Below are 24,162 nucleotides of genomic sequence, written 5' to 3' on the forward strand. Positions count from 1 at the left end.
CGGTCAATTTCTTTTTTGAATCAGCGAGTTACGATTTACTCTTGATACAATATCTTGTGCACTGTCTTGAAAGAACGCCTATGGTGTGGGGTTGCACCAAGATCTTGCAAAGCGGCACGATGCTCTTTTGTCGGGTATCCGGCGTTGCGTTCCCAACCATAGCCGGGATGCTGTTGCGCCAAATCCACCATCAGCCGATCGCGCCATGTTTTTGCCACAATCGAGGCCGCCGCAATCGACACCGACCGCCCGTCGCCTTTGATCACCGCCTGCGACGAGATGCTGAGACCGGCGGGAATCAGGTTGCCGTCGATCAGCAGGAAATCGGGTGCGGGGTCCAGAGCGGCCACAGCACGCTCCATAGCCAGATGCGAGGCGCGCAGGATGTTGAGGGCGTCGATCTCCTCGACACTGGCTTCGGCGATGCTCACCTGGGCACTGGCATGCAGGATATCGTACAACCGCTCGCGCCGGGCGGCCGTCAGTTTCTTGGAATCGTTTAGCCCCGCGGGAATGGCCGCAGGGTCCAGCACCACCGCTGCTGCAACCACCGGGCCGGCCAATGGGCCGCGCCCGACCTCGTCAACGCCGGCGATACGAATGCGGCCCTGCTCTGTCAGGGCCGCTTCGAGCTGGTAATCAGGCTGTGTCATGCCCCTTGGTTGACCTGAATTCTCGTCTCGGGACAAGCAAAAAGGCAGGGAGCCATGCCCCCTGCCCCACGGCCCCTTACGGGCCTCCTGCTCGACCTCAGTTGGAATAGGCGACGCGATAGCCGAACTGGCGCAGGCAGTTGGGCTCGTAAGCGTTGCGGGTCCGCTCGCCATTCCAATAGGACACCTTGCACTGCTGCGGCAGGCTGTTGGCATGGCCATAATGCCGCGTCAGGCAACGTGCACCCAGCACCGGACCATGACCGCGATAGCCATCCGCCTCGCGCAAGCAGCGCGACGGCAGATTATAACGTGCCACATCGGTCGGCAGCGGCTTGGCGCGGCGATGCGGGTCATGCGTCGGATACGGGTTGTGTTGGTTGCGGGTGGCGTGCTCTTGCTGGCGGCGGCGATCCTTCTTCTTGTCATAGTGATGAACGGCGGCACCCAGGATGGCGATGGCCGCCAGACCACCCAGAATGTCATGCGCATCGGCGGCACGAGCCTGGCTGACAGAGACACCGGTGACGGCGATGGCGGTGGACAGGACAAGAGCGATGAACTTGCGGTGCATGAGAGGGATCCTTTCGGTTGTCTGTTCTCTGGCCCGCATCGTCACGGGCGGTGGTGATGTGCCAAACCTGCGCCCGCCCCGTCCGGACAAGCAATATCGCCCCTCTGTTATCCGATATCAGCCCCGCTATCGCCCTGCGGTTATTGAATATCCTCGCTTCAGGGCGCAGGATAATGGCCATGAAACAGTTCTCCCAAATCCTGGCCCTTCTGGCCCTGATCGCGGCCCCCGCCAGCGCCGGCGCCGCCGAATGCTATGCCGATTACAAGGCCAAGCAGGAACAGCCGTTGCGGCTGCATTACGGTGTCATGCAGGTCTCCGGCTGTTCCGCCGGACAGGCCACACCCGAGGTCGCCGCCCGCCTGCAAGCTGCCGGATGGACCCTGCTCAACGTGCTTTCGGTCTTTGGACCCGAGGGACTGGACCAGAGGAAGGCCGATGCCGGACCCTATTTTCTCCGTTTCTGAGGCACGCCGGTCAGGTACCCGGCTGATCGGGTTCGGCATCGCCGCCATTGTCGTCATCCTGGCGACGGCGGCCACCTTTCTGCTGCTGACCCTGCCCGACGCCAACGCGTTCAACGCGCGGGTCGAGCGGGTTTTCATCGAAAACGATCTGACCACCCAGGCCGAGATCCGGCTGCTGGAAATCCTGGCCCAATCGGGCACCGCCTTTGCCGACACCCTGTCGAGCTATCGCATGGTAATTTTCGTGCTGCTGGTCTTTGCCAGTGCCATGATGATCGCAGCACTGGCCTTTCTGGCGATGCTGGTGCTGCTCAACCGTCGCATGGCCCAGATCGAGCGCACCGGCATTCAGGTGACCTCGCTGCTGATCAGCCGCGAGGAGAACACCGTCTACCTCAACAACATGGAGTTCCAGCTGACCCCCGCCGCCATCGAGACCCTCGCCGTGCTGGCCGAGGCGCGGATGGATGACGAGGTGCTATCGGGGTCGCAGATCGAATCCGTGATCTCGGGCCGGGCTGCCGCCGATTGTGACGAGGCCGCTGGGGCCACCCGGATCAAGCGGCTGCGCGACACGCTGGGCAACCAGATGATCAGCGCCCTGCTGGTCAAGAACATCGCCAAACGCGGTTATATGCTGGCAATCGAGAAAAGCGTGATCCAGATGGTCTGATGCATCAGTGATTGGGCGACTCGCGTCCCGGCGCGGGTCGCGACTGCGATTGCGCGGGCGGCCAGGCCGGGCAGGCGCAGGTGGCGCGATTGTCGATAATCAACTCATCCCGGATATGCGGGCATGTCGGCGGCGGCCCCGAGACCCAGGCCGGACGGTTGGTCGCCTGACAGACGGCGATACAGATGCATTGATCGCGCGTCGGCTGGGGTATCCGGCTGTGCTGCGCCTCGAGCGGTGCAATTGGGGCAATGACAAGAGCTGTCATCAGAAGAGATCGCATCAGCTGCCTCACCGATAATTTCAGTTTCGTGCCCTTGGCATTCACCCCCCCTGCCCCCATCCTATGACCTGACGGGCAAAAAGGAGGTTGTCGATGAACGTCCATGCCACCCCACGGGCCCAGAGCTATGACATCAGTATCGAACCGCTCGACGGAAAGGTCGAGGTGTATCGCAACGATGTGCTGCTGGCGGCAACGACCCGCGCATTGGTGATGTACGAGACCCGCCTGGCGCCGGCAATCTACATCCCGCGCGACGACGTGCTGGTGCCGCTGGGAGAGCCGACCGAGCTTCAGACCTTTTGCCCGTTCAAGGGAACGGCCAGTTACCGCGACATGTATGTCGGCGAGGAGAAGGTGGCCAATGCGGTCTGGTCCTACGACACGCCTTTGCCCGAGAGCGCCGGCATACGCGGTTATGTCGGGTTCATGCCGCAGGCCCATACGCGGATCGAACTGGGCGACAACAGCCTGAACGAGGGGGCGGATGGCCATGTCAGCGGCCCGCTTGTCGACTGGCTGATGCGCGGTGCGGCTTCGTTCCGTACGGCCGAGGAATTCACCCGCGCGCTGGCCGAAAAGATGCTGGATCACGGGATCGCGGTCTCGCGGCTGAGCGTTCTGGCCTGGTCGCTGCATCCGCTGATCGCAGGCAAACATTACATCTGGGAAAAGGGGAAGGCCGAGATCTCGACCTATGCGCCGACCTATGAAATCCACGATCATCCGGCTTTCAACAACAGCCCGCTGCGGCATGTGTCAAACGGCCTGGGCGGCATCCGTCAGCGGTTGACAGACGGGCCGACCGATACAGAATTCCCGATCATGCAGGAGTTGCGCGCGCAGGGCGCCACCGACTATGTCGCCATGCCGATGCCGTTTTCCGATGGGCGCATCAACGTCTTGACCATGAGCTGCGATCACCCGGACGGGTTCACCACCGCCAATCTTGGCCTCATCTTTGAATGCTCCGCAGTAATCGGCCGCTATTACGAGGTGTTCATGCAGCGCGAGAATGCGCAGTCACTGCTGGAGACCTATGTCGGCAAGCGCAGCGGTGCGCGGGTTCTTGGTGGCGAAATCCGCCGTGGAGACGGCGACGAGATCGACGCCGCGATCATGTTCTGCGATCTGCGCGGGTCGACCCGGCTAGAAGAGGAGTTGGGGCGCGCCAGCTATATCGGCACGTTGAACCGGTTCTTCGAGACGGTGTCCGAAATCGTGCATGCCAATGAGGGCGAGGTCCTGAAGTTCATCGGCGACGCGGTGCTTGCGGTATTTCCTGCCGGTGCCGATGCCCAGACCGCCCATCGTCAGGCCATGACCTCGGCAACCGAGATCGTTACGAAGCTGGCCGAAACACCCGAGGGGGACGTGGCGCTGGATTGCGCCATCGGGCTGGCCTATGGTCGGGTCACCTATGGCAATGTCGGATCAAAGGAACGTCTCGATTTTACCGTGATCGGTCAGGCTGCGAATATCGCGGCGCGGCTGGGCGACTATGGCAAGGCCACCGGACACAGAATTGTCGTCTCGGAAGAGGTTGAAAGCGCCTGCGGCAATTGCCTGCCGCTGGGTGAAGTCGCGTTGCACAATGTCTCGCACCCCGTGACCTGCTATGCGGTCGAGATCGACCGGACAATGTTTCGGGTGCAACAGCCCGAGAGTTGACCGCCCCATCGATCACCGCAGATTACCCAACAGCGTCAACGCATTCTGGGCCGCTGACGCTGCCAGCGATTGGCTGTTGATCTGTGATCGCGCCAGATAGGCAATGGTCACCTTGTCCAGCATTTCCGGATCGGTGAACTGAGACACTTTGGACGAGCCGGTCAGCGCCTGCAATTTGTCTTCGAATATCTCCAGTTGTTGGTCGATGTCGATACGCCCAAGGCCCGACGGCAGGCCCAGCGCGGTTTCCATCATCTTGCGCAGCGGCGGTACTCCCATCAGGCTGAACCATTTGGCATTGTCGCTTGAACGGTCTTCGGCAAGGGCCTTCAACTCGTGCTGCGCATAGAGAGCGATCCGCATGGTTTCGTCCTGTTCGCCGATCGCCTGTTCGAACCCTGCCGCCTCGTTCTTGGCGACGATATCCTCCATGAAGGTGACCAGACCGGTTGTCCGCACCTCACCCGGCCCCAGTCCGAACGCCTTGGAGAACTCGCGATAGCGTTTGTCCGAAAGCTTGTTGGCCAGAGCATCGGACGCGGTTGTCCCGTCTTCGAGGATTTTGCGTACAAAGTAAGTATTGTTCAGATCATTCTCGAGGCCGAACGCCCCCAAAGCCACCTGCAAAAGCCGCCGGTCCGACACCAGGTCCTTGGCGTTTTTCACCTGGCCGATCTTCTCCATGAAATAAGAGCTTTCGCGATTGCGAACAGCGGAATTGGAGAAGCTTTGCGCCTGAGCGTCATAGGTGCGCTGCAGGAACCGCCAGCCGGCAATGCCGCCCGATATCAGAACCGGCTGGTAACTCATTGCGGTCGCAGCGCCAGAATGCGCTCCTCGCGAGGAAGAAGAGTACGCAGCGCCTTGAGGCATTTATAGGGATGATCCGCGACCAGTGCCTCGGTCGCTTGCGCCAGCGCCTTGCGGCTGTCGGGATCGGTGAAAACTTGGCTGAGTTCCTCGATCCGGCGCAACAGCGACATTCTGGCCTGCTCGGGGTCGCTGTCGCCGGACAAAACCAGTTGTGCGGCATAGCAGACCCGACGCACCGGAGTCGTTGCTTCTTCGGGATGAATCGCATCGCGCAGACGCAGGATATTGGCATCGGGGGTCATGATCGACAGCCTGCCGCGGCGGTCACCATTCTCGATCACCGCGCCATTGATCAGAACTCGTTCTTTGGGTGCCAGTTTCAGGACCAAACCGCTCATTCCGTTGCGCTCCCTTGACGCAGACCGCGCAGGACGGCCGTGTTGATTTCAAGCAAGGGGCGCGGGGAAGCCTCGCGTCGCAACACCTTGCTGGTATGCACCTGAGTGAACTCGGCCAGATAGAACAGCCGGGCTCGCAGATCGGGTGGCAGAGCGTTGTCAGCCTCAGCCACATTGGTCGCCAGGACCCCCCACAACCGGTTGTTTTCGTGCAACGCCTCGACCAGTTCCCCGAACCCCGCGCGCCCCCGCTTGGCGGCGCTGTGCATGCGGTGAGTGATCCGGGACAGGACTTCGTATTCCATGTTCCGTGGCGTCCTGGTCGGAGCCGAAGCGGCCGAATAGGCCTGTCGTGCCTGAAGAAGCGCGTTCACGTGATGTCCTTACTGTTGGGAAATGTCGGCAGGAGGGACCGGGGCGCGAACGCCCCGGCCATACTGCTTAGCGGAACAGCGACAGGATCGACTGCGGCGCTTGGTTGGCGATGGACAGCGACTGAACCGCCAGCTGCTGCTGCACTTGCAGCGCTTGCAGGCGGGCCGAGGTCTCTTCCATATCCGCATCCACCATCGAACCGATGCCCGACTTCAGCGAGTCGGTGAGGTTCGAGATGAAGGTCTTCTGGGTTTCGATCCGTCCCTGAACCGAGCCAAAGGCTGCCGCGGCATCAATCGATGTGTCGATCAGAGTTTCGATCGAGCCCAGAGCGGCGGCTGCACCAGCGGAGTTCGACACGTCAATTGCCGCCAGCGCACCCAAACCGCCAGAGTTGGCGTTGGAGAACTGGCCCGACACGTGCAGACTGTCGGTACCACCGTTGGTGATCACCAGCCGACCCGAGTTTGCCGCGTTGTAGTCGACGGTCACATTGGCGCCCGAGGCCTCGATCGCCGCCTTCATGCCGACCGCGATCACATCCGCTTGGGAAGTCGACGCGATGTCTTCGGCAGTGACAGTGTAGCTCACCTCTGTATCGCCAAGACGAATGGTGAAGCTGTCACCGGCCGCATAAGCGGCTGTGCCCTGCGGCTCGAACTCGATCTGGCCGTTATCGTCGGTGCCACCATTCGCATCCAGCGAGAAGCCGAAGCTGTCCTGGCCATCCGCCGACACACCGTCAGTGTTGGTCGCATCGAACACGGCCTTGGCAGTATAGCCGCCGGTCGACAGGTTCTGCCCGGTAACCGTGATCGACGAGGCGGTCACGTTACCCGCGTTGTCACGATCGAGCGACGACAAAATCGAAGCCGAAGCGGCACTTCCATCAACCAGGTTCAGCCCGTTGAACTGGGCGGCGCCCACAACTGCCGAAATCTGGTCTTTCAGCGCGGTGACGTCGGCGTTGATCTTGTTGCGATCAACGTTGTCCTCCTGTGCGGCAACGATCTTGCCTTTCATCTGGGTCAGCAGATCGGTCACGGTCTCGGCCGCGTTTCGGGCAACTGCAACAGTCGATTCACCCAGGCTAAGGCTGTCTTTGATCGCCTTGAAACCCTTCACATCCGATTCCATCACTTTCGAAATGGCCCAGATGGCCGAGTTGTCCTTTGCGGTGGCCACGTTCTTACCGGTCGAAATGGCGTTTTGGGTCTGACCCAGGTTCATATTCACCGACTTGAGGGTCTGCAGCGCCACCATTGCGCCATTGTTCGTCAGAATGCTGGACATAACATCATCCTTTGATCTTGTGGGCCTTTGGCCCGGGTTTGCATCCGCCCCTTCAGGCGTTCGGAAACGTCTTTCTGACGAATGCGAAAGTCCGAGAACCGGTCTCGCGCCACACTCATTCCGAGGTGCGACGCTAGATTTGCCCCCGATCTCCTAACGGTTTGCTAAAGCGGGCCCGCTGCATTCCACAAATTTGACTCAACTGTTCTTTCATGCCCGTTTCTCTAGCTGAGTCTTTCCGAATGCTGCGTACCGATGCTTGTGACCATCACGGTCATAGGTTTCGAGCCCCTGTCGCACCTTGCGAAGTTCGGACATACGGTTGGACACTGCCCGAATCCCCTCAAGCGCGCTGTTCAACAAGACCTGGTTGCGGGTCACTTTCTGGTGCAGCGGCCTAAGCTGCTCATGTAGAAGATCGGGAGTCGCGTTGATACGCTGAACCAGTCTTTCCTTTTCGTCGGTCATCCGCCCGAGTTGTTCCAGTTCGCCCCGCACCAGCGCGGCGCGCTCCATCTCCAGCAGTTCATCAAGCGACGAGAGCAGATCATCAAGATCAGTATTGTCCATCTCGGGAGTCCTTCAATGCGTTGAAGAGTGATTCGGCCAATCCAATTCCACCGGATCGGGCCAGCTGATCCGCCTGTTGACGAACCAAAAATGAATTGAACTGTTCTTCGCCGGCACCGCCACCAAAGGCGCTGCGAGCCTTACCAAGACCCGCAGATTTCAGCATTTCAGCAAGAAAAGTCGCTTCCAGTTCAACCGCGACTCTTTGCAAAGCGCTGTCTGCCGTTTGCCTTTCGCCCGATAGAGTAGTGGCCAGATATGTCTGAGATACGTCCATTGATCGCCTAGAAATTGTTTCGAACTTTTCCGATCAGACAGATAAGCGGTTAAAAAAACCGTAACCGGTTTGCGACAATGCTTGGTCTCACAACGAAAGAAATTCGCATGACCGGACTGACCAGCCCCAACAACCTGCCGCTTGCCGGCCAGACAACAAATTCGCGCATAGAAACCCTTGCTCCTGGCCAGCACACCGGCAGCACTCGCTCCGATTTTGGTGACGTGTTTCATGCATGGACCGGCTCAACAGCAAAGCAGGGGCGCGTCCCGTTGGAAGAAAACGAACCCACGCCGACAGATGACGAAGCTTTGGCTGTCGAACAAGCTGACGAGATTGAAGAGGCAACCGCGCAGATCGGAACGAACCGATTTGATCAACAGCCAAAAGACTCGCCTATTCGAGAATCCGGCGTTCAGGAAATCACCACCCAGGATGAGATAGGTACCGCTGGCGACAAGCCCGTCTTGTCGGATGGTCCGGATGAAGCGCAACAAATTGGCAGCGCTCTCAGAGAGACGCGCTCTGGCGAAAATGGCCTGACCATCAATTCGGCGCGACTGAGTGCAGCCGTCCAACGCACGGATGACCGACAGAAGCTATCAGATTTCAGGCTCTCATCCTTTACTTCGCCTACTATCGAAACCAACCGCCCAACCCAGAGTACGAGGCAACAACAATACCTGAATCGGGTTGGAACACCTTCCTTCAAAGTCGGAGAGGTCGAGACAGCCGGGTCCACCCGCCTGATCTGGGAGCCTCCGGCAAAACCCATCCAAGTAGAAAAGCAGCTTCGGATATCTCCGTATTCCGCCTTGTCCAGGGACGGACTGCTTTCACAACCGCGCGTATTACATTCGGCAACAAGCGACTCGGAAACGGTTTCCGCCGCGAACGACCATACGGCCAAATCGGTTGACAAAGAGCGGATCGCTTCGGCCATCGAGATCTCGGCCAACATGAAAGGGGGCGAAGAAGCAACCCAGCGCCCTACACAGGAAAAGGTGCGGGTAACTGGCGCACTGGAAAGTACCGTTCCGGAAACTGACCTGCCTCGAGCCGATCGGGCCATGATAAAACAACGGGTCGCGGTGAGCGCCGCCAAAGCTCAAGAGTTCGCATCAACTCCCCTCCAACCGTTTACGAACTTATCCACGGCCCGGTTTCCGATCAGCGCCGACTTGTTGATGGAGCGTGGGGGCGAGCGACTCTTGGACATGTCATTTGCCACGCCCGCCGCTTCCGGCACTCAATCCTTAGTTCACACGACAGCAATCACCGCAGAGGCGGTGCGAAATATTGGTGGGCAACTAGCTGCTGCGGTCGCCAACCGACCCGATGCGGGCAGCGTCGAAATCGCGCTTGATCCCGAAGAGCTGGGACGCGTGCAGATGACTCTAAAAACCCGCGGTGACATTCTGACACTGACGATCTTTGCGGACAGGCCCGAAACGCTCGACCTAATGCGGCGCCATATCGACGAGTTATCCGCGGATTTCCGCGATATGGGATTCGCCGATGTCTCCTTCAGTTTCGGTGGGTCGCAAAGCGAAACAGGCGACGATACCGAGCAAAGATCAAACGGCGGGGAACCGAAGATGCATACGCCCGAATCACTCCCATCAATCGAACCTGACAACAGACTACGTATCGCTACCAGCGGCTTGGACATAAGGCTTTGAACCATGGTCACAGCGGTAAACCCTGTCACGGCGGCAACTCAACAGAAATCGTCGCCCTCCAACGCCCAGGATTCGCGCGTTCTTAGTTCTGATTTCAACACATTCATTCGAATGCTTACAACCCAAGCAAAATACCAGAACCCGCTCGAACCTCTTGATTCTTCAGAATACGCCGCTCAGCTGGCGCAATTCTCGATGGTCGAACAACAGACAAAAACCAACGACACCCTAGCCGCCTTGGTGGAGAAGATGGGTGCCACCAATATGGCGGAATTGTCAAACTGGATCGGCAAAGACGCCCGCGCAATTGCCCCGGCACACTTCAGTGGTTCTCCCGTTACCGTATCGCCCGCTCCACTCGCTGCTGCCGACAAAGCCTACCTGGTTGTGCGCGACGCACAGGGCGAAATCATAGACCGCTACGAGATACCGGTTTCCGCAGAGCCTGTTACCTGGTCCGGGTTGGAAAGCGACGGGTCGCAACGAGCCCACGGTCTTTATAGTATTGCGATCCAAAGCTACAAGTCAGACGAATTGCTGCTGGACGAGGCCGCCTCCGTTTATCACCCGGTGACCGAAGCCCAGATCGAGAATGGCGAAGTGATCTTGATCCTTGAGGGCGGTCAGGCGATTTTGGCCAATATGGTAACCGGCGTGCGCGCGAACGGCTGATCCGCTCGTCGCCCCGGGTTGCCAAGGCGGGCGGGACTGCCCGCGCCAAGAACCTGAGGCCGAGTTGGAACAGACAGAGCATATCCCGCCCCCGGGTCTTGTCGCGCAGCTGCGCGAACGTGGCCTGTTGCAGAATGGTGACCGGTTCGAAACGCTTTATGGCGGGCGCACCAACAGGGTCTGGCGGTTGCTTGGCCCGGCCGACGATCTGGTGGTGAAGCTCTATCGCAGGGATTTCGATAACCCTCTGTTCGGCAACGATGCACAGCTTGAGGCGCTCTGCCTGAACCAGCTGCAGGGCACCGGGCTGGCTCCGCAACTGCGGGCTTCGGGCACGCTGGCGCAAGAGGCATGGGTCGTCTACGACCATGCCCCAGGCGACCCATGGCAATCTGACCCGACGGTCGCTGCCCGAATTCTGGCTAATCTGCACCGGCGGGCGCTCGACATCCCGGCGCCAGTGGGCTGCAACGGCAGCGCCGCCATAGGTGCGCATGCCGAGGCCATTCTGGCGCGCTGCACTCACGCCGACCGCGAATTGCTCCAGAAAGCGCGGCCGCAGGCAGCGACGATCGATCCGGGGCCTACCTGTCTGATCCATGGCGACCCGGTTGCTGGAAACCTGTTGGTTTCCGGCAACCAGGCGATCCTGATCGACTGGCAATGCCCTGCCATCGGCGACCCGGCCGAGGATCTGGCGATGTTCCTGTCGCCGGCCATGCAGCAGGTCTATCGGGGCGCTCCTCTGACAGCAGCAGAGGAGCAGCAGTTTCTTGGCGCCTATGAAGACACCGGCACGGTGGCGCGTTACCTGTCGCTGAAGCCGTGGTTTCACTGGCGCATGGCGGCCTATTGCCTTTGGCGGACCCGGAATGGGGCGCCCGATTATGCCCCGGCCTTTGAGCTTGAGAGCGCGGCACTGGCAGCCTGCTGAGCGATCAAAGATCGCCCAGCCCAAGCGCCAGATAGACCGGCGGCATGATCGCACGGCGGAACCGGCCAAGGGGAAAACGCGCCAAGGGTGTTTTCATCGCGTGCGGCAAACCAGGGTCCGAGCCCAGCGCCAGCCGCGCCAATGCGCGCCCAGAATAGGTTCCCATCGCCACCCCGTTACCGTGATAGGCAAGCCCGGCAAACAGGCCCGGCGTCCCCGGCACCGGGCCGACATAGGGCATCAACCCCCGGGTCAGACAGACCATCCCGGACCACAAGTTGGTTGCCTCGACCCCCGTCCATGCCGGGAACATCGCATTGAAATGCCGACGCAACCGGGCGTGGATACTGGCCTCGGCACGGGGAGAGGAAAGCAGCCCACCACGCATACCGAACAGAAACCTCCGGTCCGGCATCAGGCGAAAATAGTGGAGCAGGTTGCGCGTGTCATAGGCCATCTGGTCCGAGGTCCAACCCTGCGCTTGCAGTTCTGCTTCGGACAGGGGGCGGGTGACCATGACGCTCGACTGCGCGGGCATGTAACGGCCAGCGAGCCAGGGCGGCATGTCCTCGCTGGAATAGCCGTTTGTGCAGATCAGTACGGTCTCTGCCTTGATCCGGGCCTTTGGCGTATGCAGGATATGGCCCCGCGCGCCCTGCTCGATCCGGTTGACAGGGCTGTTTTGGAACAGGCGCGCACCCGACGCCGCAGCAGCAGCGGCCAGGCCGAACAGGTATTTGCGCGGATTCAAGGCAAAACCGACATCGCTGGTCAGCCCGCCAAGGAACTCTCCGTTCAGACCTTCGGTCGCCAGCTCGTGTTTCTCGTGCACACGACCATGCTCCGCGTCTGCCTGACGGCGCAGCGCGTCCATGGCGCGGGCGTTATGCGCCAATTGTGTTTCGCCATGCGAATGGGTGTCAGCACTGATCAGGTGCCGTTCGATCAGGCTGGCGACAAGAGCAACCGCCTCTCTCTCGGCGTCATCGAACGCGTGCGCGCCCTCGGCGCCATAACGTCTGCGTTTCTGGGCATCGCTCAGCTTGGAACCGCCCAGACAGCAGAACCCGCCATTGCGGCCCGAAGCACCCCAACCGGGGGCCTTGGCCTCGAACACCGCAACCGATACCCCGCTTTCGGCAAGGTGCAACGCGGCCGACATGCCGGTGAAACCACCGCCGATAATCGCGACGTCCGCTCGAATGTCGCCCGCCGCAACGGGCCAGTCCGGCGCGGCGATGGTCTCGTCCCACCAGCAGCCCGCGCGCGGCCCGTCACCATAGGCATACTCGGAAAAGATCCGACGCATCAGCCGCGGGCCGCCGCCTGTTCATCCCGTTTCTGGCGCACCAACGCCTGTTTCGAGATCAACGAGGCGCTGATCACGCCAACGGTGACGATGCCAATCATGATCGTGCTAAGCGCGTTGATCTCGGGGCTGACCCCAAGACGCACCGCCGAGAAGATCTTGATCGGCAGGGTGGTCGCCGCAGGACCCGAGGTAAAGGAGGCGATCACCAGATCGTCCAGCGACAGGGTAAAGGCCAAAAGCCAGCCCGAGATCACCGCAGGCGCGATGATGGGCAGGGTAACCAACCGAAAGGCCTCGGCCGGGGAACAGCCCAAATCCAGCGCCGCCTCTTCCAGCGAACGGTCGAAAGTAACCAGCCGCGAGGACACCACCACCGAGACATAACACATGGCAAAGGTCGTATGCGCCAATACGATGGTCATCACGCCGCGATCCAGACCGATCCCGATGAAGAGCAGCAAGAGCGACAGGCCGGTGATCACCTCGGGCATCACCAGCGGAGCATAGATCATGCCCGAAAACAGGGTACGGCCCATGAACCGTCCTGCCCGTACCAGCACCAGCGCCGCCATCGTGCCCAGGATGGTGGCCAGGGTCGAGGACATCACGGCAACCTTGAGTGTGACCCAGGCCGCGTTCAGGAACGCATCATTCTGGAACAGCTCGCCATACCATTTGGTCGAGAACCCGGCCCAGACCGTCACCAGCTTGCTCTCGTTGAAGCTGTAGACGATCAGGATCAGCATCGGGATATAGAGAAACGCAAATCCCAGTGTCAGCGACACGGTGTTGAACCAGCTCATCCTGCTCATTTCTCGGCCTCCGCCTGTTTCTGCTGGTTACGCTGGAACAGCACGATGGGCACCACGAGGATCAAGAGCAGCACCACGGCCACCGCCGAGGCAACCGGCCAGTCGCGGTTCGAGAAGAACTCTTCCCACAGAACCTTGCCGATCATAAGCGTGCCGGACCCGCCCAACAGCGAGGGGATCACGAATTCGCCCAAAACCGGAATGAAGACCAGAAAACAGCCCGCGATGATACCAGGCCGGGACAGCGGGATGGTAACCAGCCAAAAGGCCTGCGCCCGCGAACAGCCCAGATCCTCGGCGGCCTCGATCAGCGACCCGTCCAGCCGGTCAAGCGCCGAATAGATCGGCAGGATCATGAAGGGCAGATAGGTATAGACGATACCGATATAGACCGCCGTATTGGTGTTCAGGATGGTCAGCGGCTCTGAGATGATCCCGGTCCAGAGCAGGATCTGGTTCAGATACCCTTCGTTCGACAGGATACCCATCCACGCATAGACGCGGATCAGGAACGAGGTCCAGAACGGCAGGATCACCAGCATCATCAGGGTCGGGCGCCATTCCTCGGGCGCGCGCGCCATGGCATAGGCAATGGGATAGCCCGCCACCAATGTCAGTACCGTCGCTGTCAGCGCGATCTTGAGACTGCTCAGATAGGCTTTCCAATACAGGTCATCTTCGGTCAGAAAGATGAAATTCTCGAAATCCAGTTCCCGGACAAAGGCCATGATGCCTTCGGCCCAGTCGAATTGCGGGAAATAGGGCGGCCGGGCGATGGCCGCATCCGACAGCGAGATTTTCAGCACGATGGCGAAGGGCACCAGGAACAGCACCAGCAGCCAGGCATAGGGAATGGCGATCAGCAGGAACCGGCGCATCAGTTTGCCAGCAGCACACCCGCCGTGGCTGTCCATGACAGCCAGACGGTGTCTTCCCAGGTAAAGCTGCGGCGCGAGATGCGGCGCGTGTTCGAGGTCTGCGCCTTGATGATCGAACCGTCCGCAAGTTCGACGTAATAGGTGGACAGATTGCCCAGATAGGCAATGTCATGCACCCTTCCCTGCACCGCATTGGCGGCATCGGCGGGGCGTTCGGCGCTGATCGCCACTTTTTCGGGGCGGATGGCCAGATGGCATTTCTGCCCCTTGTCGAACTTGGCAGAGGATTTCGCGGTCAGCGCCGGCTGCCCCTCGGCCCAGTCGATGTGATAGCCGTCTTCGCCCTCGGGCGTGGCGCGGCCCTCGATGATGTTCACGTCGCCGATGAAGTCGGCCACATAGACGGAATTGGGGGTTTCATAGATGCGGTCAGGCGTGGCGACCTGCATCAGCTGGCCCTGATCCATGACTGCGACACGGCTGGCCACGGTCATTGCCTCTTCCTGATCGTGGGTCACGATCACGAATGTGGTGCCCGTCTTCTCCTGGATATCCATCAGTTCGAACTGGGTATCCTGGCGCAGTTTCTTGTCCAGCGCGCCCAGCGGCTCGTCCAACAGCAACAGTTTCGGTGCCTTGGCCAGCGATCGGGCCAGTGCCACCCGCTGCCGTTGACCGCCCGAGATCTGGTGCGGTTTGCGATGGGCGAATTTCTCCAGCCGGACCAGACGCAGCATCTCTTCGACGCGGGCCTTGATCTCGTCCTTGGACTTGCTGTCGCGACGCAGGCCAAAGGCTATGTTGTCCCAGACGCTGAGATGCGGGAACAAGGCATAGGACTGAAACATCATGTTCACCGCACGCTTGTTCGGCGGAACCGGCGCAATGTCCTGTCCCGCCAGTTCGATGACGCCCTCGGTGGCGGTTTCAAATCCGGCCAGCATGCGCATCATCGTGGTCTTGCCACAGCCGGACGGGCCAAGCAGGGCAAAGAACTCGCGCTCGAAAATATCCAGCGTCAGGTTGTCGATGGCGGTGAATTCGCCAAACCGCTTGGTCACGTTCTTGAAACGGATCAGCGGTTTCGCATCGGGGTCTTCCCAAGGCGCGAAGGTCGATGATTGCAAGGCTGGCCCCCGTATTCGGCTAAATGGGGTTGAGATTGGGGCAGGCCGTCAGGCCCGCCCCTGATAAGGTCCGGACCGGATCAGGTGCCCGATTTGACCTTGGTCCACAGACGGGTGACCGTCCGCTGGATTTTCGCCGGATAAGGCGTGGTGGTATAGAGATTGTCCATGGTTTCCGCGTCGGGATAGATCGCGGTGTCGCCGATCACGTCCTCGACCAGGAACTCCTGGCTCGCCTTGTTGCCATTGGCGTAATAGACATAGTTCGACGCAGCGGCCATGTTCTGGGCGTCCATGATGAAGTTCAGGAACACATGCGCCGCATCCGGGTTCGGTGCGTCGACCGGAATGGCCATCTGGTCGAACCACATAAGAGAGCCCTGCTTGAAGGCGTGATACTCGATCTCGACGCCATTGTCGGCCTCGGCCGCGCGGTCACGCGCCTGAAGGATATCGCCCGACCAGCCGATCGCCACGCAGATGTCGCCATTGGCCAGCGCGTTGATATATTCCGAGCTGTGGAACTTCTGGATGTAGGGGCGCACCGCCATCAGCACCGGTTCGGTCTTGGCGATCACATCGGCGTCGTGGCTGTCGGGGTTCTCACCCAGATATTTCAGTGTCGCCGGGATGATCTCGGTCGGTGCATCCAGGAAATGCACGCCGCAGGCGGCCAGCTTTTCCATGTTCTCGGGCTTGAACACCAGATCCATGCTGTTCATCGGCGCGTCTTCGCCCAGCACTTCCTTGACCTTGCCGACGTTCACACCCAGGCCGGTGGTGCCCCACATGTAGTTGATCGAATACTCGTTGCCCGGATCGTATTGCGCGGTACGGGATTCGATCTGGTCCCACATGTTTGCGTGGTTGGGCAGCTTGGACATGTCCAGCTTCTGGAAGGCGCCTGCCTGAATCTGACGTTGCAGGAAAGTTCCGGTCGGCACCACCACGTCATAGCCGGACCCGCCGGCGAGCATCTTGGTCTCCAGCACCTCGTTGCTGTCGAACACGTCATAGATCAGCGTGATGCCGGTCTCGGCCTCGAATTTGGCCAGCAACTCCTCGTCGATATAGTCCGACCAGTTGTAGACGCGCACTTCGTCCGCAAAGGCCGTCGAGCTTGCCAGCGCAACCACCGCCGTGAGTGTCAGCGATTTGAATGTCATTGAATGTCTCCCTGCAAGGTGGCGGGTATTTTCCCACCTCGGTAGATTTGATCAAGTTTTGCCTTCTGCGGCAACAGTGTTTATGTTTTCACCTAGTCGCAGGTCTGACAAGTCGTCATGACGAAATAGGGGCAACTCCTTTGAATATGATCAAAAAAGCTGCATCCGGGCCCACTCCGAGTGAAGGAAAACAGCCTGTTCACGAACAGGTTTATCAGATGTTGCGGGCCCGAATCCTGTTCGGAGAGCTGGCTCCCGGGCAGGCCGTGACCATCCAGGGGCTGACTGATTCGCTGGGTGTCGGGATGACTCCGGTACGCGAGGCGATCCGCCGCCTGATGTCCGAAGGCGCGCTGTCATTTCAGGGCAACCGGCGGGTAAGCGTACCGGTGCTGACCCAGAACGATTTGCAGCAGGTTATTTTCGTAAGAAAATCAATCGAGGCCGAACTCGCCCGCCGCGCGGCCGAGAGGATGACACCCGAAGCCGTTGCTCGGCTGGTGGAGTTGGATTCTGCACTGGATCAGGCGATCGAGAGTGGCGATGTGGGCGGATATCTGCGCTCGAACTATGATTTTCACGCTCTGCTCTATCAGGTGGCGGACGCGCCGATCCTCACCGAAATGGCAGAACGGCTATGGCTGCGATTCGGCCCCTCGCTCAGGGTGGTCTGCGGTCGGTTCGGCACCCAGAACCTTCCGGACCGGCACAAGGAAATGCTCGATGCCTTGCGCGCAGGCGATGTCGACGGGGTCGCTCTTGCTATGGAACAGGACGTCGAACAGGGCATGGAACAGATGGCCGGAGTACTGGCGGAAAACGCCTGAGATCACGATTCGATTTGACACGATCAAATTTGATCATATTCTGCCATCAAGACCGTTTTTGCAGGAGACTCACCCGATGGCGACCATCACAAATCACATGCCCACCGCCGAGTTGCAGGCGCTGGATGCGGCCCATCACCTGCATCCGTTCTCGGCAAACAACGCGCTGGGCGAAGAAGGCACCCGTGTCATCACCCGCGCCCGCGGCGTCTGGCTGAACGACAGCGAGGGCGAAGAGATCCTCGATGCGATGGCCGGGCTGTGGTGCGTCAATATCGGCTATGGCCGTGACGAACTGGCCGAGGTCGCGGCCCGCCAGATGCGCGAGCTGCCCTATTACAACACCTTCTTCAAGACCACCCATGTGCCGGCCATCGCGCTGGCGCAGAAACTGGCCGAGTTGGCGCCCGGTGACCTGAACCATGTGTTCTTTGCCGGTGGCGGGTCCGAGGCCAACGACACCAATATTCGCATGGTCCGCACTTATTGGCAGAACAAGGGCAAGCCCGAAAAGAACGTCATCATCAGCCGCAAGAATGCCTATCACGGCTCGACCGTGGGGTCGTCGGCACTGGGCGGCATGGCTGGCATGCATGCGCAAAGCGGCATGATTCCAGGTGTTCACCATATCAATCAGCCCAACTGGTGGGCCGAAGGCGGCGACATGGACCCCGAGGAATTCGGCCTGGCCCGCGCCCGCGAGTTGGAAGAAGCCATTCAGGAACTGGGTGAGGACCGCGTCGCGGCCTTTATCGCCGAGCCGGTTCAAGGGGCTGGCGGCGTTATTGTCGCCCCCGACAGCTACTGGCCCGAAATTCAGCGCATCTGCGACAAATACGATATCCTGCTGATCGCGGACGAGGTGATCTGCGGCTTTGGCCGAACCGGCAACTGGTTCGGAACCCAGACCATGGGCATCCGCCCCCATATCATGACCATCGCCAAGGGCCTCAGCTCGGGCTATGCGCCGATCGGCGGTTCGATCGTCTGCGACGAGGTCGCCCATGTGATCGGCAAGGACGAGTTCAACCACGGCTACACCTATTCCGGTCACCCGGTCGCCGCCGCCGTCGCGCTTGAGAACCTGCGCATCCTTGAAGAAGAGAACATCATCGACCACGTCCGCAACGTGGCCGCGCCCTATCTCAAGGAAAAATGGGAAGCGCTGACCGACCATCCGCTGGTGGGCGAAGCCAAGATCGTCGGCATGATGGCCTCGATCGCGCTGACCCCGGACAAGGCCAGCCGCGCCAAGTTCGCGTCGGAACCCGGCACCATCGGCTATATCTGCCGCGAACGGTGCTTCCGCAACAACCTGATCATGCGCCACGTGGGCGACCGGATGATCATCTCGCCGCCGCTGGTGATCACGCCGGCCGAGATCGACGAGATGTTCGTGCGCATCCGTAGATCGCTCGACGAGGCGCAGGCTGAAATCGAGAAACAGGGCCTGATGAAATCCGCCTCCTGATCGGCGGACAATCGGTACAGAATCTCAAGCCGGTCCCGATGGGGCCGGCTTTGCTTATTCCGACAGCATTAGCGGTCACAGCTTAGCAATGCGTCGCATCCGTCGCTAAACTGTCGCAAATCGGTTGCAACTCCCCCCAGTGCGCGCTTAACCTCAGGGCAATAGCGGCCAAGATCGCAGTGTAAGTGTACGGGGAGCTGGCATTGACCACACGCACCAGCAACGATGCGTTCGTTGAATTCGAACGCGTCCAGAAGAGCTATGACGGCGAAACGCTTGTCGTAAAAGATCTCAATCTGACCATGCCCAAGGGAGAGTTTCTGACGATGCTCGGCCCGTCGGGTTCCGGCAAGACAACCTGCCTGATGATGTTGGCCGGGTTCGAAACCGCCACACATGGCGAAATCAAGCTGGATGGGCGTCCGATCAACAATATCCCACCGCACAAGCGCGGCATCGGCATGGTGTTTCAGAACTATGCCCTGTTCCCGCATATGACGATTGCCGAAAACCTTTCGTTTCCGCTGGAAGTGCGCAACATCGGCAAATCCGACCGCGAGGCCAAGATCAAGCGCGCACTCGACATGGTCGAGATGGGCGCTTTTGGCGGCCGTCGTCCGGCACAGCTTTCGGGCGGCCAGCAGCAGCGCGTCGCCTTGGCCCGTGCACTGGTCTTCGAACCGGAACTGGTGTTGATGGACGAACCGTTGGGCGCGCTGGACAAGCAGTTGCGCGAAAAGATGCAGTTCGAAATCACCCGCCTTGCCCATGATCTGGGAATCACCGTGGTCTATGTGACCCACGATCAGACCGAGGCGCTGACCATGTCCGACCGCGTCGCGGTGTTCAACGACGGTGTAATCCAGCAGTTGGCGCCGCCCGACGAGCTTTATGAGCAGCCCGCCAACAGCTTCGTCGCCCAGTTCATCGGTGAGAACAACACTCTGGAAGGCGAGGTGCAGGAGATCCGCAACGGTATCGCGGTGGTCCGTCTCGACGACGGCGAGTTGATCGACTGCAAACCGGTCAATGTCAGCCGCCCGGGCGAGCGTACCCGTGTGTCGATCCGCCCCGAGCGTGTCGAATTCAACAAGAGCCGCCTGAAAGCAGGTGCGCACACGCTCAAGGCCGAGGTGATGGAATTCATCTACATGGGTGACATCTTCCGCACCCGTGTCCGCGTTGCCGGCAACGATGAATTCATCATCAAGACACGGAACGCGCCCGATCAGGTGCGACTGGAACCCGGCGCCCAGATCGAAATCGGCTGGCTGCCCGAAGATTGCCGCGCGCTGGACGCCTGATCCAGCGCCGGAAACGCTCGCCTCGTGAACCGGGGCGGATGCAATCGGACCTGGCCGCAGCGCCCGTCGCGGCCGGTCCCGTGAAAAAAACCAAACGGGTCAACAAGGGAGCAATCCATGAAACTTAAGACAGCTTTGCTGGCAACCGCGCTGACCTCGGCAGCCTTTGCCGTCTCCGCGCAGGAAGTCACCGTGATGTCCTGGGGCGGCGCCTATACCAAGAGCCAGGTAGAAGCCTATCACAAGCCCTTCACTGCCGCGACCGGCATCAAGGTGAACTCGGTCGACGCCGACAACCCGGCAACCCCGATCAAGGCCCAGGTCGAGGCCGGCAACGTGTCGGTTGACGTCGCTGACGTCGAATTCTCGGACGCCGTGCGCCTGTGCGACGAAGGTCTGCTGGAAGAGATCGACCCGTCGATCCTGTCCGCGGCCCCCGATGGCACCGCCGCGACCGACGACTTCATCGATGGCGCGCTGCAGGATTGTGCCGTCGCGAACATCGTCTGGTCGACCTCGGTTGCCTACAACACCGCAAACGTGTCGATGGCCCCCAGCTCGATCGCCGATTTCTTCAACACCGACAAGATCCCCGGCAAGCGCGGCCTGCGCAAATCCGCCAAGGCCACGCTGGAAATGGCGCTGATGGGTGACGGCGTTCCCGCTGGCGAGGTCTATGAGATGCTGGAAACCGATGAAGGCGTTGATCGAGCATTCGCGGTTCTGGATCGGATCAAGGACGACATCGTCTGGTGGGAAGCTGGTGCACAGCCGCCGCAGCTGCTGGCAGACGGCGAAGTCGTGATGTCGACCGCCTATAACGGCCGTATCTTCAACGCCGCCGTGGCCGAAGGCCAGCCCTTCGAGATCATGTGGGACGGCCAGATCCTCGACTTCGACCTGTTCGTGGTCCCCAAAGGCGCACCGAACAAGGACGCCGCCATGCAGTTCATCGCCTTCTCGACCAGCACCCAGGCGCTGGCGGATCAGGCCAAGTGGATCAGCTATGGCCCGGCACGTAAGTCCTCGGGCGCGCTGGTCGGCCTCTACCAGGACGGCAAGACCGAGATGGCACCGCACATGCCGACCTCAGAAGCAGCCCTGAAGAACGCGCTGGTCAACAACTTCGAGTTCTGGGTCGACAAGGACGCCGAGCTGAACGAGCGGTTCAACGCCTGGCTGGCGAACTGATCTGACACTACCGGGCCGCCCCTTTCCGGGGCGGCTCTTTCCCACACAAGTTTCCCAGGACGAAGCCCCGATGACCGATATCGCTCAGCCGCTGACCACTGCGGACGGCAAACCGCTCAAGGGCGCGCTGCTCAGGGCGCAGGCCCGTGCGCGGCGCCGCGCCTTTCTTCTTGTTCTGCCGCTTCTGGCCTTCATCCTGATCACCTTCGTGTTCCCGATCGGACAGATGCTCTATCGCTCGGTCTATAACGAAGGGTTCACCTGGCACGAGGACGTGACTTCGGGCGACCGCACCCCGATCATGACCAACCTTGCCACCTGGTTCGAGGCCAACCCACCGGGCACCGAGCCCGACGAGGCCGCCTTTGCCGCGCTGGCCGCCGATCTGGTGACGCTGCGCGATCTGAAAGCACCCGGTCAGGCCGGAACCCGGATCAATTATGAACTGTCGGGCTCGCGTTCGATGTTCACCAAGGCCGCCCGTAGCGCCAAAAAGCTGGAACCGCCCTACAAGGAAGCGATTCTTGAGCTGGACAAGGATTGGGGTAATCCCGAACTTTGGCAGGCGATGCGCGGGGCCTCGTCCTCGTACACGACGAACTTCTACCTTGCCGCCATCGACCGCGAACGCGATGCAAGTGGCTCAGTGACGATGGTGCCGGAAAACCGGCAGGTCTATGTCAAGCTGTTCACCCGCACGCTTAGCTTGTCGCTGCTGATCACTTTCCTGACCTTCATATTGGCTTATCCGATCGCACATCTGCTGGCGACGCTTCCGCTGCGCCATTCCAACCTGCTGATGATCCTGGTTCTGCTGCCCTTCTGGACCTCGCTGCTGGTGCGGACCACCAGTTGGATGGTGCTGCTGCAAAGTCAGGGTGTACTGAACGACACGCTGGTCGGCCTCGGCATCCTTGGCGACGATGGCCGCTTGCAGCTGATGTATAACCGGGCAGGCACCGTGATCTCGATGACGCATATCCTGCTGCCCTTCATGGTTCTGCCGCTTTATTCGGTGATGCGGATGATCAACCCGTCCTATGTGCGCGCCGCGCGCTCGCTGGGCGCCACCAGCTGGACCGCGTTCCGCCGCATCTACTTTCCGCAGACCGTGCCGGGGATCGGCGCCGGGGCGCTGCTCGTCTTCATCCTGGCGGTCGGGTATTACATCACGCCCGCACTGGTCGGTGGTGCGGATGGTCAGCTGATCTCGAACCTGATCGCTTTCCACATGCAGAAATCGCTGAACTGGTCGCTCGCCGCCGCCTTGGCCGCGCTGCTGCTGGCAGGCGTCCTGCTTCTCTACTGGCTGTACGATCGCCTGATCGGCATCGACAATCTGAAACTGGGGTAATCGGACATGGCACTTCCCAAACACGCATCGCCCCTGGAACGGGTCTGGCACTATGCCTATCTCGTGATCTGCGCACTGATCTTTCTGTTCCTGATCGCGCCGATCCTGGTGATCATTCCGCTCAGCTTCAACGCCGAGCCCTATTTCACCTTTACCGACAAGATGCTGTCCCTTGACGCCGAGGGGTTTTCGACCCGCTGGTATGATCTGCTGCTGACCTTTGGCATGCTGGAGCCCGAGGCACCGCGCGACAGTTCATGGTGGGCTGACGCATGGGCGAACGCACAGTGGATCCAGGCCACCAAGAACTCGATCATCATCGGTTTCTTCTCGACCATCCTGGCCACCACGCTGGGCACCATCGCTGCGCTGGGTCTGTCCCGGCCCGAGATGCCGGGACGGCGCGCGGTCATGGCGATCCTGATCTCGCCGATGATCGTGCCGATCATCATCACCGCGACGGGTCTGTTCTTCTTCTACTCGTCGATCGGCATTCAGGACTGGGGCATACCCTATCTGGGCATCATCCTCGCCCATGCGACGCTTGGCATCCCCTTCGTGATCATCACCGTGACGGCAACGCTGGTGGGGTTCGACCATTCGCTGACCCGGGCCGCGGCGAATATGGGCGCTGATCCCGTCACCACCTTCTTCAAGGTGCAGATGCCGCTGATCTTGCCCGGTGTGATCTCGGGCGCGCTCTTTGCCTTTGTCACCTCGTTTGACGAGGTTGTGGTGGTGCTCTTTGTCGGCGGTCTGGACGAACAGACCATCCCGCGCCAGATGTGGAACGGTATCCGCGAACAGATCAGCCCGGCAATCCTGTCGGTGGCCACGATCCTCGTCGTGATCTCGATTGCGCTGCTGACCGTGGTCGAACTGCTGCGGCGGCGTTCCGAAAAGCTGCGCGGCATGTCTCCGGGCTGAGACGACACTCGATTCTCAAAGCAACACGAGGGGCCGGGCAACCGGCCCCTTTGCATTTCCGCGGCGGCATTTCAGGTCAAGGCAGGTCGACCACCAGCCGCTGCGACGCCCAGCCATCCACGTTGCAACGCGCCTCGATCTGTACTTGCGTCGTTCCCTCTGGGATGGCGACCCCACCCAGCGAGCGGGTAAAGGGCTGTTCTGTCTCATGCGGATGGAACAAGGTACGCATCCCAAGTTCCCGCCCCTGCATGTCCAGCACCCGCCAGCCATCGGCATAGTGGTCCCACCCGGTATCGGGGTGGCGCAGGGTGACATCGAATCGCCAGCCATCGCCGCTTCGATGCACGGTGACTTTCTCGATCGCAGGTGGATCGGCGAGAGCCGGAGCCGTCATCAGAAGGAACGGAATCAGAAATCGCATGCCAACAGCTTAACCTGCGCGCGCGGGTCGCGCG

27 protein-coding genes are annotated in these 24,162 nt (G+C 60.5%); 12 read left to right on the top strand and 15 right to left on the bottom strand.

Features of this window, described 5'->3' with window-relative positions:
• Nucleotides 1–35: 35 nt before the first annotated feature.
• Nucleotides 36–653 (bottom strand): ribonuclease HII, encoded by a 618-nt coding sequence (gene rnhB / locus MB818_RS07645; RefSeq protein WP_238904664.1) that lies wholly within the window; start codon nt 651–653, stop codon nt 36–38.
• A gap of 97 nt (nt 654–750) precedes the next feature.
• On the bottom strand, nt 751–1,227 hold the full coding sequence (locus tag MB818_RS07650) for a hypothetical protein (RefSeq protein WP_234138337.1): 477 nt from the start codon (nt 1,225–1,227) through the stop codon (nt 751–753).
• Nucleotides 1,228–1,406: 179 nt separating this feature from the next.
• On the opposite strand from MB818_RS07650, the gene MB818_RS07655 reads away from it, so the two are divergent.
• Nucleotides 1,407–1,694, top strand: a complete 288-nt coding sequence (locus tag MB818_RS07655; RefSeq protein ID WP_234138334.1) for a hypothetical protein — start codon at nt 1,407–1,409, stop codon at nt 1,692–1,694.
• The gene (locus MB818_RS07660; RefSeq protein WP_234138326.1) at nt 1,666–2,367 is read left to right on the top strand and encodes a winged helix-turn-helix domain-containing protein; all 702 of its coding nucleotides are present in this window, start codon (nt 1,666–1,668) and stop codon (nt 2,365–2,367) included. Before MB818_RS07655 ends, MB818_RS07660 begins: the two co-directional genes overlap by 29 nt.
• Before the next feature lie 4 nt (nt 2,368–2,371).
• Here the strand turns inward: MB818_RS07660 and MB818_RS07665 are convergent, their stop codons facing one another.
• Nucleotides 2,372–2,650 (bottom strand): hypothetical protein, encoded by a 279-nt coding sequence (locus MB818_RS07665; RefSeq protein WP_234163176.1) that lies wholly within the window; start codon nt 2,648–2,650, stop codon nt 2,372–2,374.
• A 93-nt stretch (nt 2,651–2,743) separates the two neighbouring features.
• Here MB818_RS07665 and MB818_RS07670 point away from each other — a divergent pair, with 93 nt between their 5' ends.
• Complete coding sequence (locus MB818_RS07670) at nt 2,744–4,321, top strand: DUF427 domain-containing protein (RefSeq protein WP_238904666.1); 1,578 nt, start codon at nt 2,744–2,746, stop codon at nt 4,319–4,321.
• A 12-nt stretch (nt 4,322–4,333) separates the two neighbouring features.
• Here the strand turns inward: MB818_RS07670 and MB818_RS07675 are convergent, their stop codons facing one another.
• The 6 genes from MB818_RS07675 to MB818_RS07700 all read right to left on the bottom strand — a co-directional run bounded on the left by MB818_RS07675 (nt 4,334) and on the right by MB818_RS07700 (nt 8,047).
• The gene (locus MB818_RS07675) at nt 4,334–5,131 is read right to left on the bottom strand and encodes a DUF1217 domain-containing protein (protein WP_238904668.1); all 798 of its coding nucleotides are present in this window, start codon (nt 5,129–5,131) and stop codon (nt 4,334–4,336) included.
• Nucleotides 5,128–5,532 (bottom strand): flagellar biosynthesis repressor FlbT, encoded by a 405-nt coding sequence (flbT, locus tag MB818_RS07680; protein ID WP_234138298.1) that lies wholly within the window; start codon nt 5,530–5,532, stop codon nt 5,128–5,130. The genes MB818_RS07675 and flbT overlap by 4 nt, the downstream gene beginning before the upstream one ends.
• Nucleotides 5,529–5,906 carry a flagellar biosynthesis regulator FlaF gene (flaF, locus tag MB818_RS07685; protein ID WP_234138295.1) on the bottom strand — a complete coding sequence of 126 codons (378 nt, stop codon included), beginning with the start codon at nt 5,904–5,906 and terminating at the stop codon, nt 5,529–5,531. Before flaF ends, flbT begins: the two co-directional genes overlap by 4 nt.
• Before the next feature lie 67 nt (nt 5,907–5,973).
• Nucleotides 5,974–7,200 carry a flagellin N-terminal helical domain-containing protein gene (locus tag MB818_RS07690; protein ID WP_234138290.1) on the bottom strand — a complete coding sequence of 409 codons (1,227 nt, stop codon included), beginning with the start codon at nt 7,198–7,200 and terminating at the stop codon, nt 5,974–5,976.
• Between the two features lie 210 nt (nt 7,201–7,410).
• Nucleotides 7,411–7,770 carry a flagellar biosynthesis protein FlgN gene (locus MB818_RS07695; protein ID WP_234216436.1) on the bottom strand — a complete coding sequence of 120 codons (360 nt, stop codon included), beginning with the start codon at nt 7,768–7,770 and terminating at the stop codon, nt 7,411–7,413.
• The gene (locus tag MB818_RS07700) at nt 7,757–8,047 is read right to left on the bottom strand and encodes a rod-binding protein (protein WP_238904669.1); all 291 of its coding nucleotides are present in this window, start codon (nt 8,045–8,047) and stop codon (nt 7,757–7,759) included. The genes MB818_RS07695 and MB818_RS07700 overlap by 14 nt, the downstream gene beginning before the upstream one ends.
• 107 nt (nt 8,048–8,154) lie before the next feature.
• On the opposite strand from MB818_RS07700, the gene MB818_RS07705 reads away from it, so the two are divergent.
• The 3 genes from MB818_RS07705 (at nt 8,155) to MB818_RS07715 (ending at nt 11,335) form a co-directional block, all read left to right on the top strand.
• Complete coding sequence (locus MB818_RS07705) at nt 8,155–9,729, top strand: flagellar hook-length control protein FliK (protein WP_238904670.1); 1,575 nt, start codon at nt 8,155–8,157, stop codon at nt 9,727–9,729.
• Between the two features lie 3 nt (nt 9,730–9,732).
• The gene (locus tag MB818_RS07710; RefSeq protein WP_234138266.1) at nt 9,733–10,401 is read left to right on the top strand and encodes a flagellar hook capping FlgD N-terminal domain-containing protein; all 669 of its coding nucleotides are present in this window, start codon (nt 9,733–9,735) and stop codon (nt 10,399–10,401) included.
• A gap of 64 nt (nt 10,402–10,465) precedes the next feature.
• Complete coding sequence (locus MB818_RS07715) at nt 10,466–11,335, top strand: phosphotransferase (RefSeq protein WP_234138263.1); 870 nt, start codon at nt 10,466–10,468, stop codon at nt 11,333–11,335.
• A 4-nt stretch (nt 11,336–11,339) separates the two neighbouring features.
• Here MB818_RS07715 and MB818_RS07720 read toward each other — a convergent pair whose 3' ends face one another.
• The 5 genes from MB818_RS07720 to MB818_RS07740 all read right to left on the bottom strand — a co-directional run bounded on the left by MB818_RS07720 (nt 11,340) and on the right by MB818_RS07740 (nt 16,630).
• A complete protein-coding gene (locus MB818_RS07720; protein WP_234138260.1) occupies nt 11,340–12,644 on the bottom strand; it encodes an NAD(P)/FAD-dependent oxidoreductase in 1,305 nt (434 codons plus the stop codon).
• Nucleotides 12,644–13,459 (bottom strand): ABC transporter permease subunit, encoded by an 816-nt coding sequence (locus tag MB818_RS07725; RefSeq protein WP_234138257.1) that lies wholly within the window; start codon nt 13,457–13,459, stop codon nt 12,644–12,646. The genes MB818_RS07720 and MB818_RS07725 overlap by 1 nt, the downstream gene beginning before the upstream one ends.
• Complete coding sequence (locus MB818_RS07730; protein ID WP_234138255.1) at nt 13,456–14,337, bottom strand: ABC transporter permease subunit; 882 nt, start codon at nt 14,335–14,337, stop codon at nt 13,456–13,458. The genes MB818_RS07725 and MB818_RS07730 overlap by 4 nt, the downstream gene beginning before the upstream one ends.
• Nucleotides 14,337–15,464: an ABC transporter ATP-binding protein gene (locus MB818_RS07735; RefSeq protein WP_234138253.1), complete on the bottom strand. Its 1,128-nt coding sequence runs from the start codon at nt 15,462–15,464 to the stop codon at nt 14,337–14,339. The genes MB818_RS07730 and MB818_RS07735 overlap by 1 nt, the downstream gene beginning before the upstream one ends.
• 80 nt (nt 15,465–15,544) lie before the next feature.
• The gene (locus MB818_RS07740) at nt 15,545–16,630 is read right to left on the bottom strand and encodes a polyamine ABC transporter substrate-binding protein (RefSeq protein WP_234138252.1); all 1,086 of its coding nucleotides are present in this window, start codon (nt 16,628–16,630) and stop codon (nt 15,545–15,547) included.
• A 146-nt stretch (nt 16,631–16,776) separates the two neighbouring features.
• On the opposite strand from MB818_RS07740, the gene MB818_RS07745 reads away from it, so the two are divergent.
• From MB818_RS07745 to MB818_RS07770, 6 genes are all read left to right on the top strand, one after another.
• Nucleotides 16,777–17,457, top strand: coding sequence for a GntR family transcriptional regulator (locus tag MB818_RS07745; protein WP_238904695.1), 681 nt, complete (start codon nt 16,777–16,779; stop codon nt 17,455–17,457).
• A gap of 76 nt (nt 17,458–17,533) precedes the next feature.
• Nucleotides 17,534–18,928 carry an aspartate aminotransferase family protein gene (locus MB818_RS07750; RefSeq protein WP_238904673.1) on the top strand — a complete coding sequence of 465 codons (1,395 nt, stop codon included), beginning with the start codon at nt 17,534–17,536 and terminating at the stop codon, nt 18,926–18,928.
• A gap of 203 nt (nt 18,929–19,131) precedes the next feature.
• A complete protein-coding gene (locus MB818_RS07755; RefSeq protein ID WP_238904674.1) occupies nt 19,132–20,232 on the top strand; it encodes an ABC transporter ATP-binding protein in 1,101 nt (366 codons plus the stop codon).
• A 117-nt stretch (nt 20,233–20,349) separates the two neighbouring features.
• Complete coding sequence (locus tag MB818_RS07760; RefSeq protein WP_238904676.1) at nt 20,350–21,423, top strand: ABC transporter substrate-binding protein; 1,074 nt, start codon at nt 20,350–20,352, stop codon at nt 21,421–21,423.
• Between the two features lie 70 nt (nt 21,424–21,493).
• Nucleotides 21,494–22,777 (top strand): ABC transporter permease, encoded by a 1,284-nt coding sequence (locus MB818_RS07765; RefSeq protein WP_234144455.1) that lies wholly within the window; start codon nt 21,494–21,496, stop codon nt 22,775–22,777.
• Between the two features lie 6 nt (nt 22,778–22,783).
• Complete coding sequence (locus MB818_RS07770) at nt 22,784–23,704, top strand: ABC transporter permease (protein WP_234144456.1); 921 nt, start codon at nt 22,784–22,786, stop codon at nt 23,702–23,704.
• A 76-nt stretch (nt 23,705–23,780) separates the two neighbouring features.
• Here MB818_RS07770 and MB818_RS07775 read toward each other — a convergent pair whose 3' ends face one another.
• A complete protein-coding gene (locus MB818_RS07775; protein ID WP_234163179.1) occupies nt 23,781–24,128 on the bottom strand; it encodes a hypothetical protein in 348 nt (115 codons plus the stop codon).
• Nucleotides 24,129–24,162: the final 34 nt, after the last annotated feature.

The organism is Ruegeria alba (assembly GCF_022321465.1).
GTDB classification, from domain to species: domain Bacteria; phylum Pseudomonadota; class Alphaproteobacteria; order Rhodobacterales; family Rhodobacteraceae; genus Ruegeria_B; species Ruegeria_B alba.

Coding starts and splice junctions, on each gene's coding strand:
- rnhB (WP_238904664.1), bottom strand. CDS start 653: ATGACACAGCCTGATTACCAGCTCGAAGCGGCCCTGACAGAGCAGGGC.
- MB818_RS07650 (WP_234138337.1), bottom strand. CDS start 1,227: ATGCACCGCAAGTTCATCGCTCTTGTCCTGTCCACCGCCATCGCCGTC.
- MB818_RS07655 (WP_234138334.1), top strand. CDS start 1,407: ATGAAACAGTTCTCCCAAATCCTGGCCCTTCTGGCCCTGATCGCGGCC.
- MB818_RS07660 (WP_234138326.1), top strand. CDS start 1,666: ATGCCGGACCCTATTTTCTCCGTTTCTGAGGCACGCCGGTCAGGTACC.
- MB818_RS07665 (WP_234163176.1), bottom strand. CDS start 2,650: ATGCGATCTCTTCTGATGACAGCTCTTGTCATTGCCCCAATTGCACCG.
- MB818_RS07670 (WP_238904666.1), top strand. CDS start 2,744: ATGAACGTCCATGCCACCCCACGGGCCCAGAGCTATGACATCAGTATC.
- MB818_RS07675 (WP_238904668.1), bottom strand. CDS start 5,131: ATGAGTTACCAGCCGGTTCTGATATCGGGCGGCATTGCCGGCTGGCGG.
- flbT (WP_234138298.1), bottom strand. CDS start 5,532: ATGAGCGGTTTGGTCCTGAAACTGGCACCCAAAGAACGAGTTCTGATC.
- MB818_RS07690 (WP_234138290.1), bottom strand. CDS start 7,200: ATGTCCAGCATTCTGACGAACAATGGCGCAATGGTGGCGCTGCAGACC.
- MB818_RS07695 (WP_234216436.1), bottom strand. CDS start 7,770: ATGGACAATACTGATCTTGATGATCTGCTCTCGTCGCTTGATGAACTG.
- MB818_RS07700 (WP_238904669.1), bottom strand. CDS start 8,047: ATGGACGTATCTCAGACATATCTGGCCACTACTCTATCGGGCGAAAGG.
- MB818_RS07705 (WP_238904670.1), top strand. CDS start 8,155: ATGACCGGACTGACCAGCCCCAACAACCTGCCGCTTGCCGGCCAGACA.
- MB818_RS07710 (WP_234138266.1), top strand. CDS start 9,733: ATGGTCACAGCGGTAAACCCTGTCACGGCGGCAACTCAACAGAAATCG.
- MB818_RS07720 (WP_234138260.1), bottom strand. CDS start 12,644: ATGCGTCGGATCTTTTCCGAGTATGCCTATGGTGACGGGCCGCGCGCG.
- MB818_RS07725 (WP_234138257.1), bottom strand. CDS start 13,459: ATGAGCAGGATGAGCTGGTTCAACACCGTGTCGCTGACACTGGGATTT.
- MB818_RS07730 (WP_234138255.1), bottom strand. CDS start 14,337: ATGCGCCGGTTCCTGCTGATCGCCATTCCCTATGCCTGGCTGCTGGTG.
- MB818_RS07740 (WP_234138252.1), bottom strand. CDS start 16,630: ATGACATTCAAATCGCTGACACTCACGGCGGTGGTTGCGCTGGCAAGC.
- MB818_RS07745 (WP_238904695.1), top strand. CDS start 16,777: ATGATCAAAAAAGCTGCATCCGGGCCCACTCCGAGTGAAGGAAAACAG.
- MB818_RS07750 (WP_238904673.1), top strand. CDS start 17,534: ATGGCGACCATCACAAATCACATGCCCACCGCCGAGTTGCAGGCGCTG.
- MB818_RS07760 (WP_238904676.1), top strand. CDS start 20,350: ATGAAACTTAAGACAGCTTTGCTGGCAACCGCGCTGACCTCGGCAGCC.
- MB818_RS07765 (WP_234144455.1), top strand. CDS start 21,494: ATGACCGATATCGCTCAGCCGCTGACCACTGCGGACGGCAAACCGCTC.
- MB818_RS07770 (WP_234144456.1), top strand. CDS start 22,784: ATGGCACTTCCCAAACACGCATCGCCCCTGGAACGGGTCTGGCACTAT.
- MB818_RS07775 (WP_234163179.1), bottom strand. CDS start 24,128: ATGCGATTTCTGATTCCGTTCCTTCTGATGACGGCTCCGGCTCTCGCC.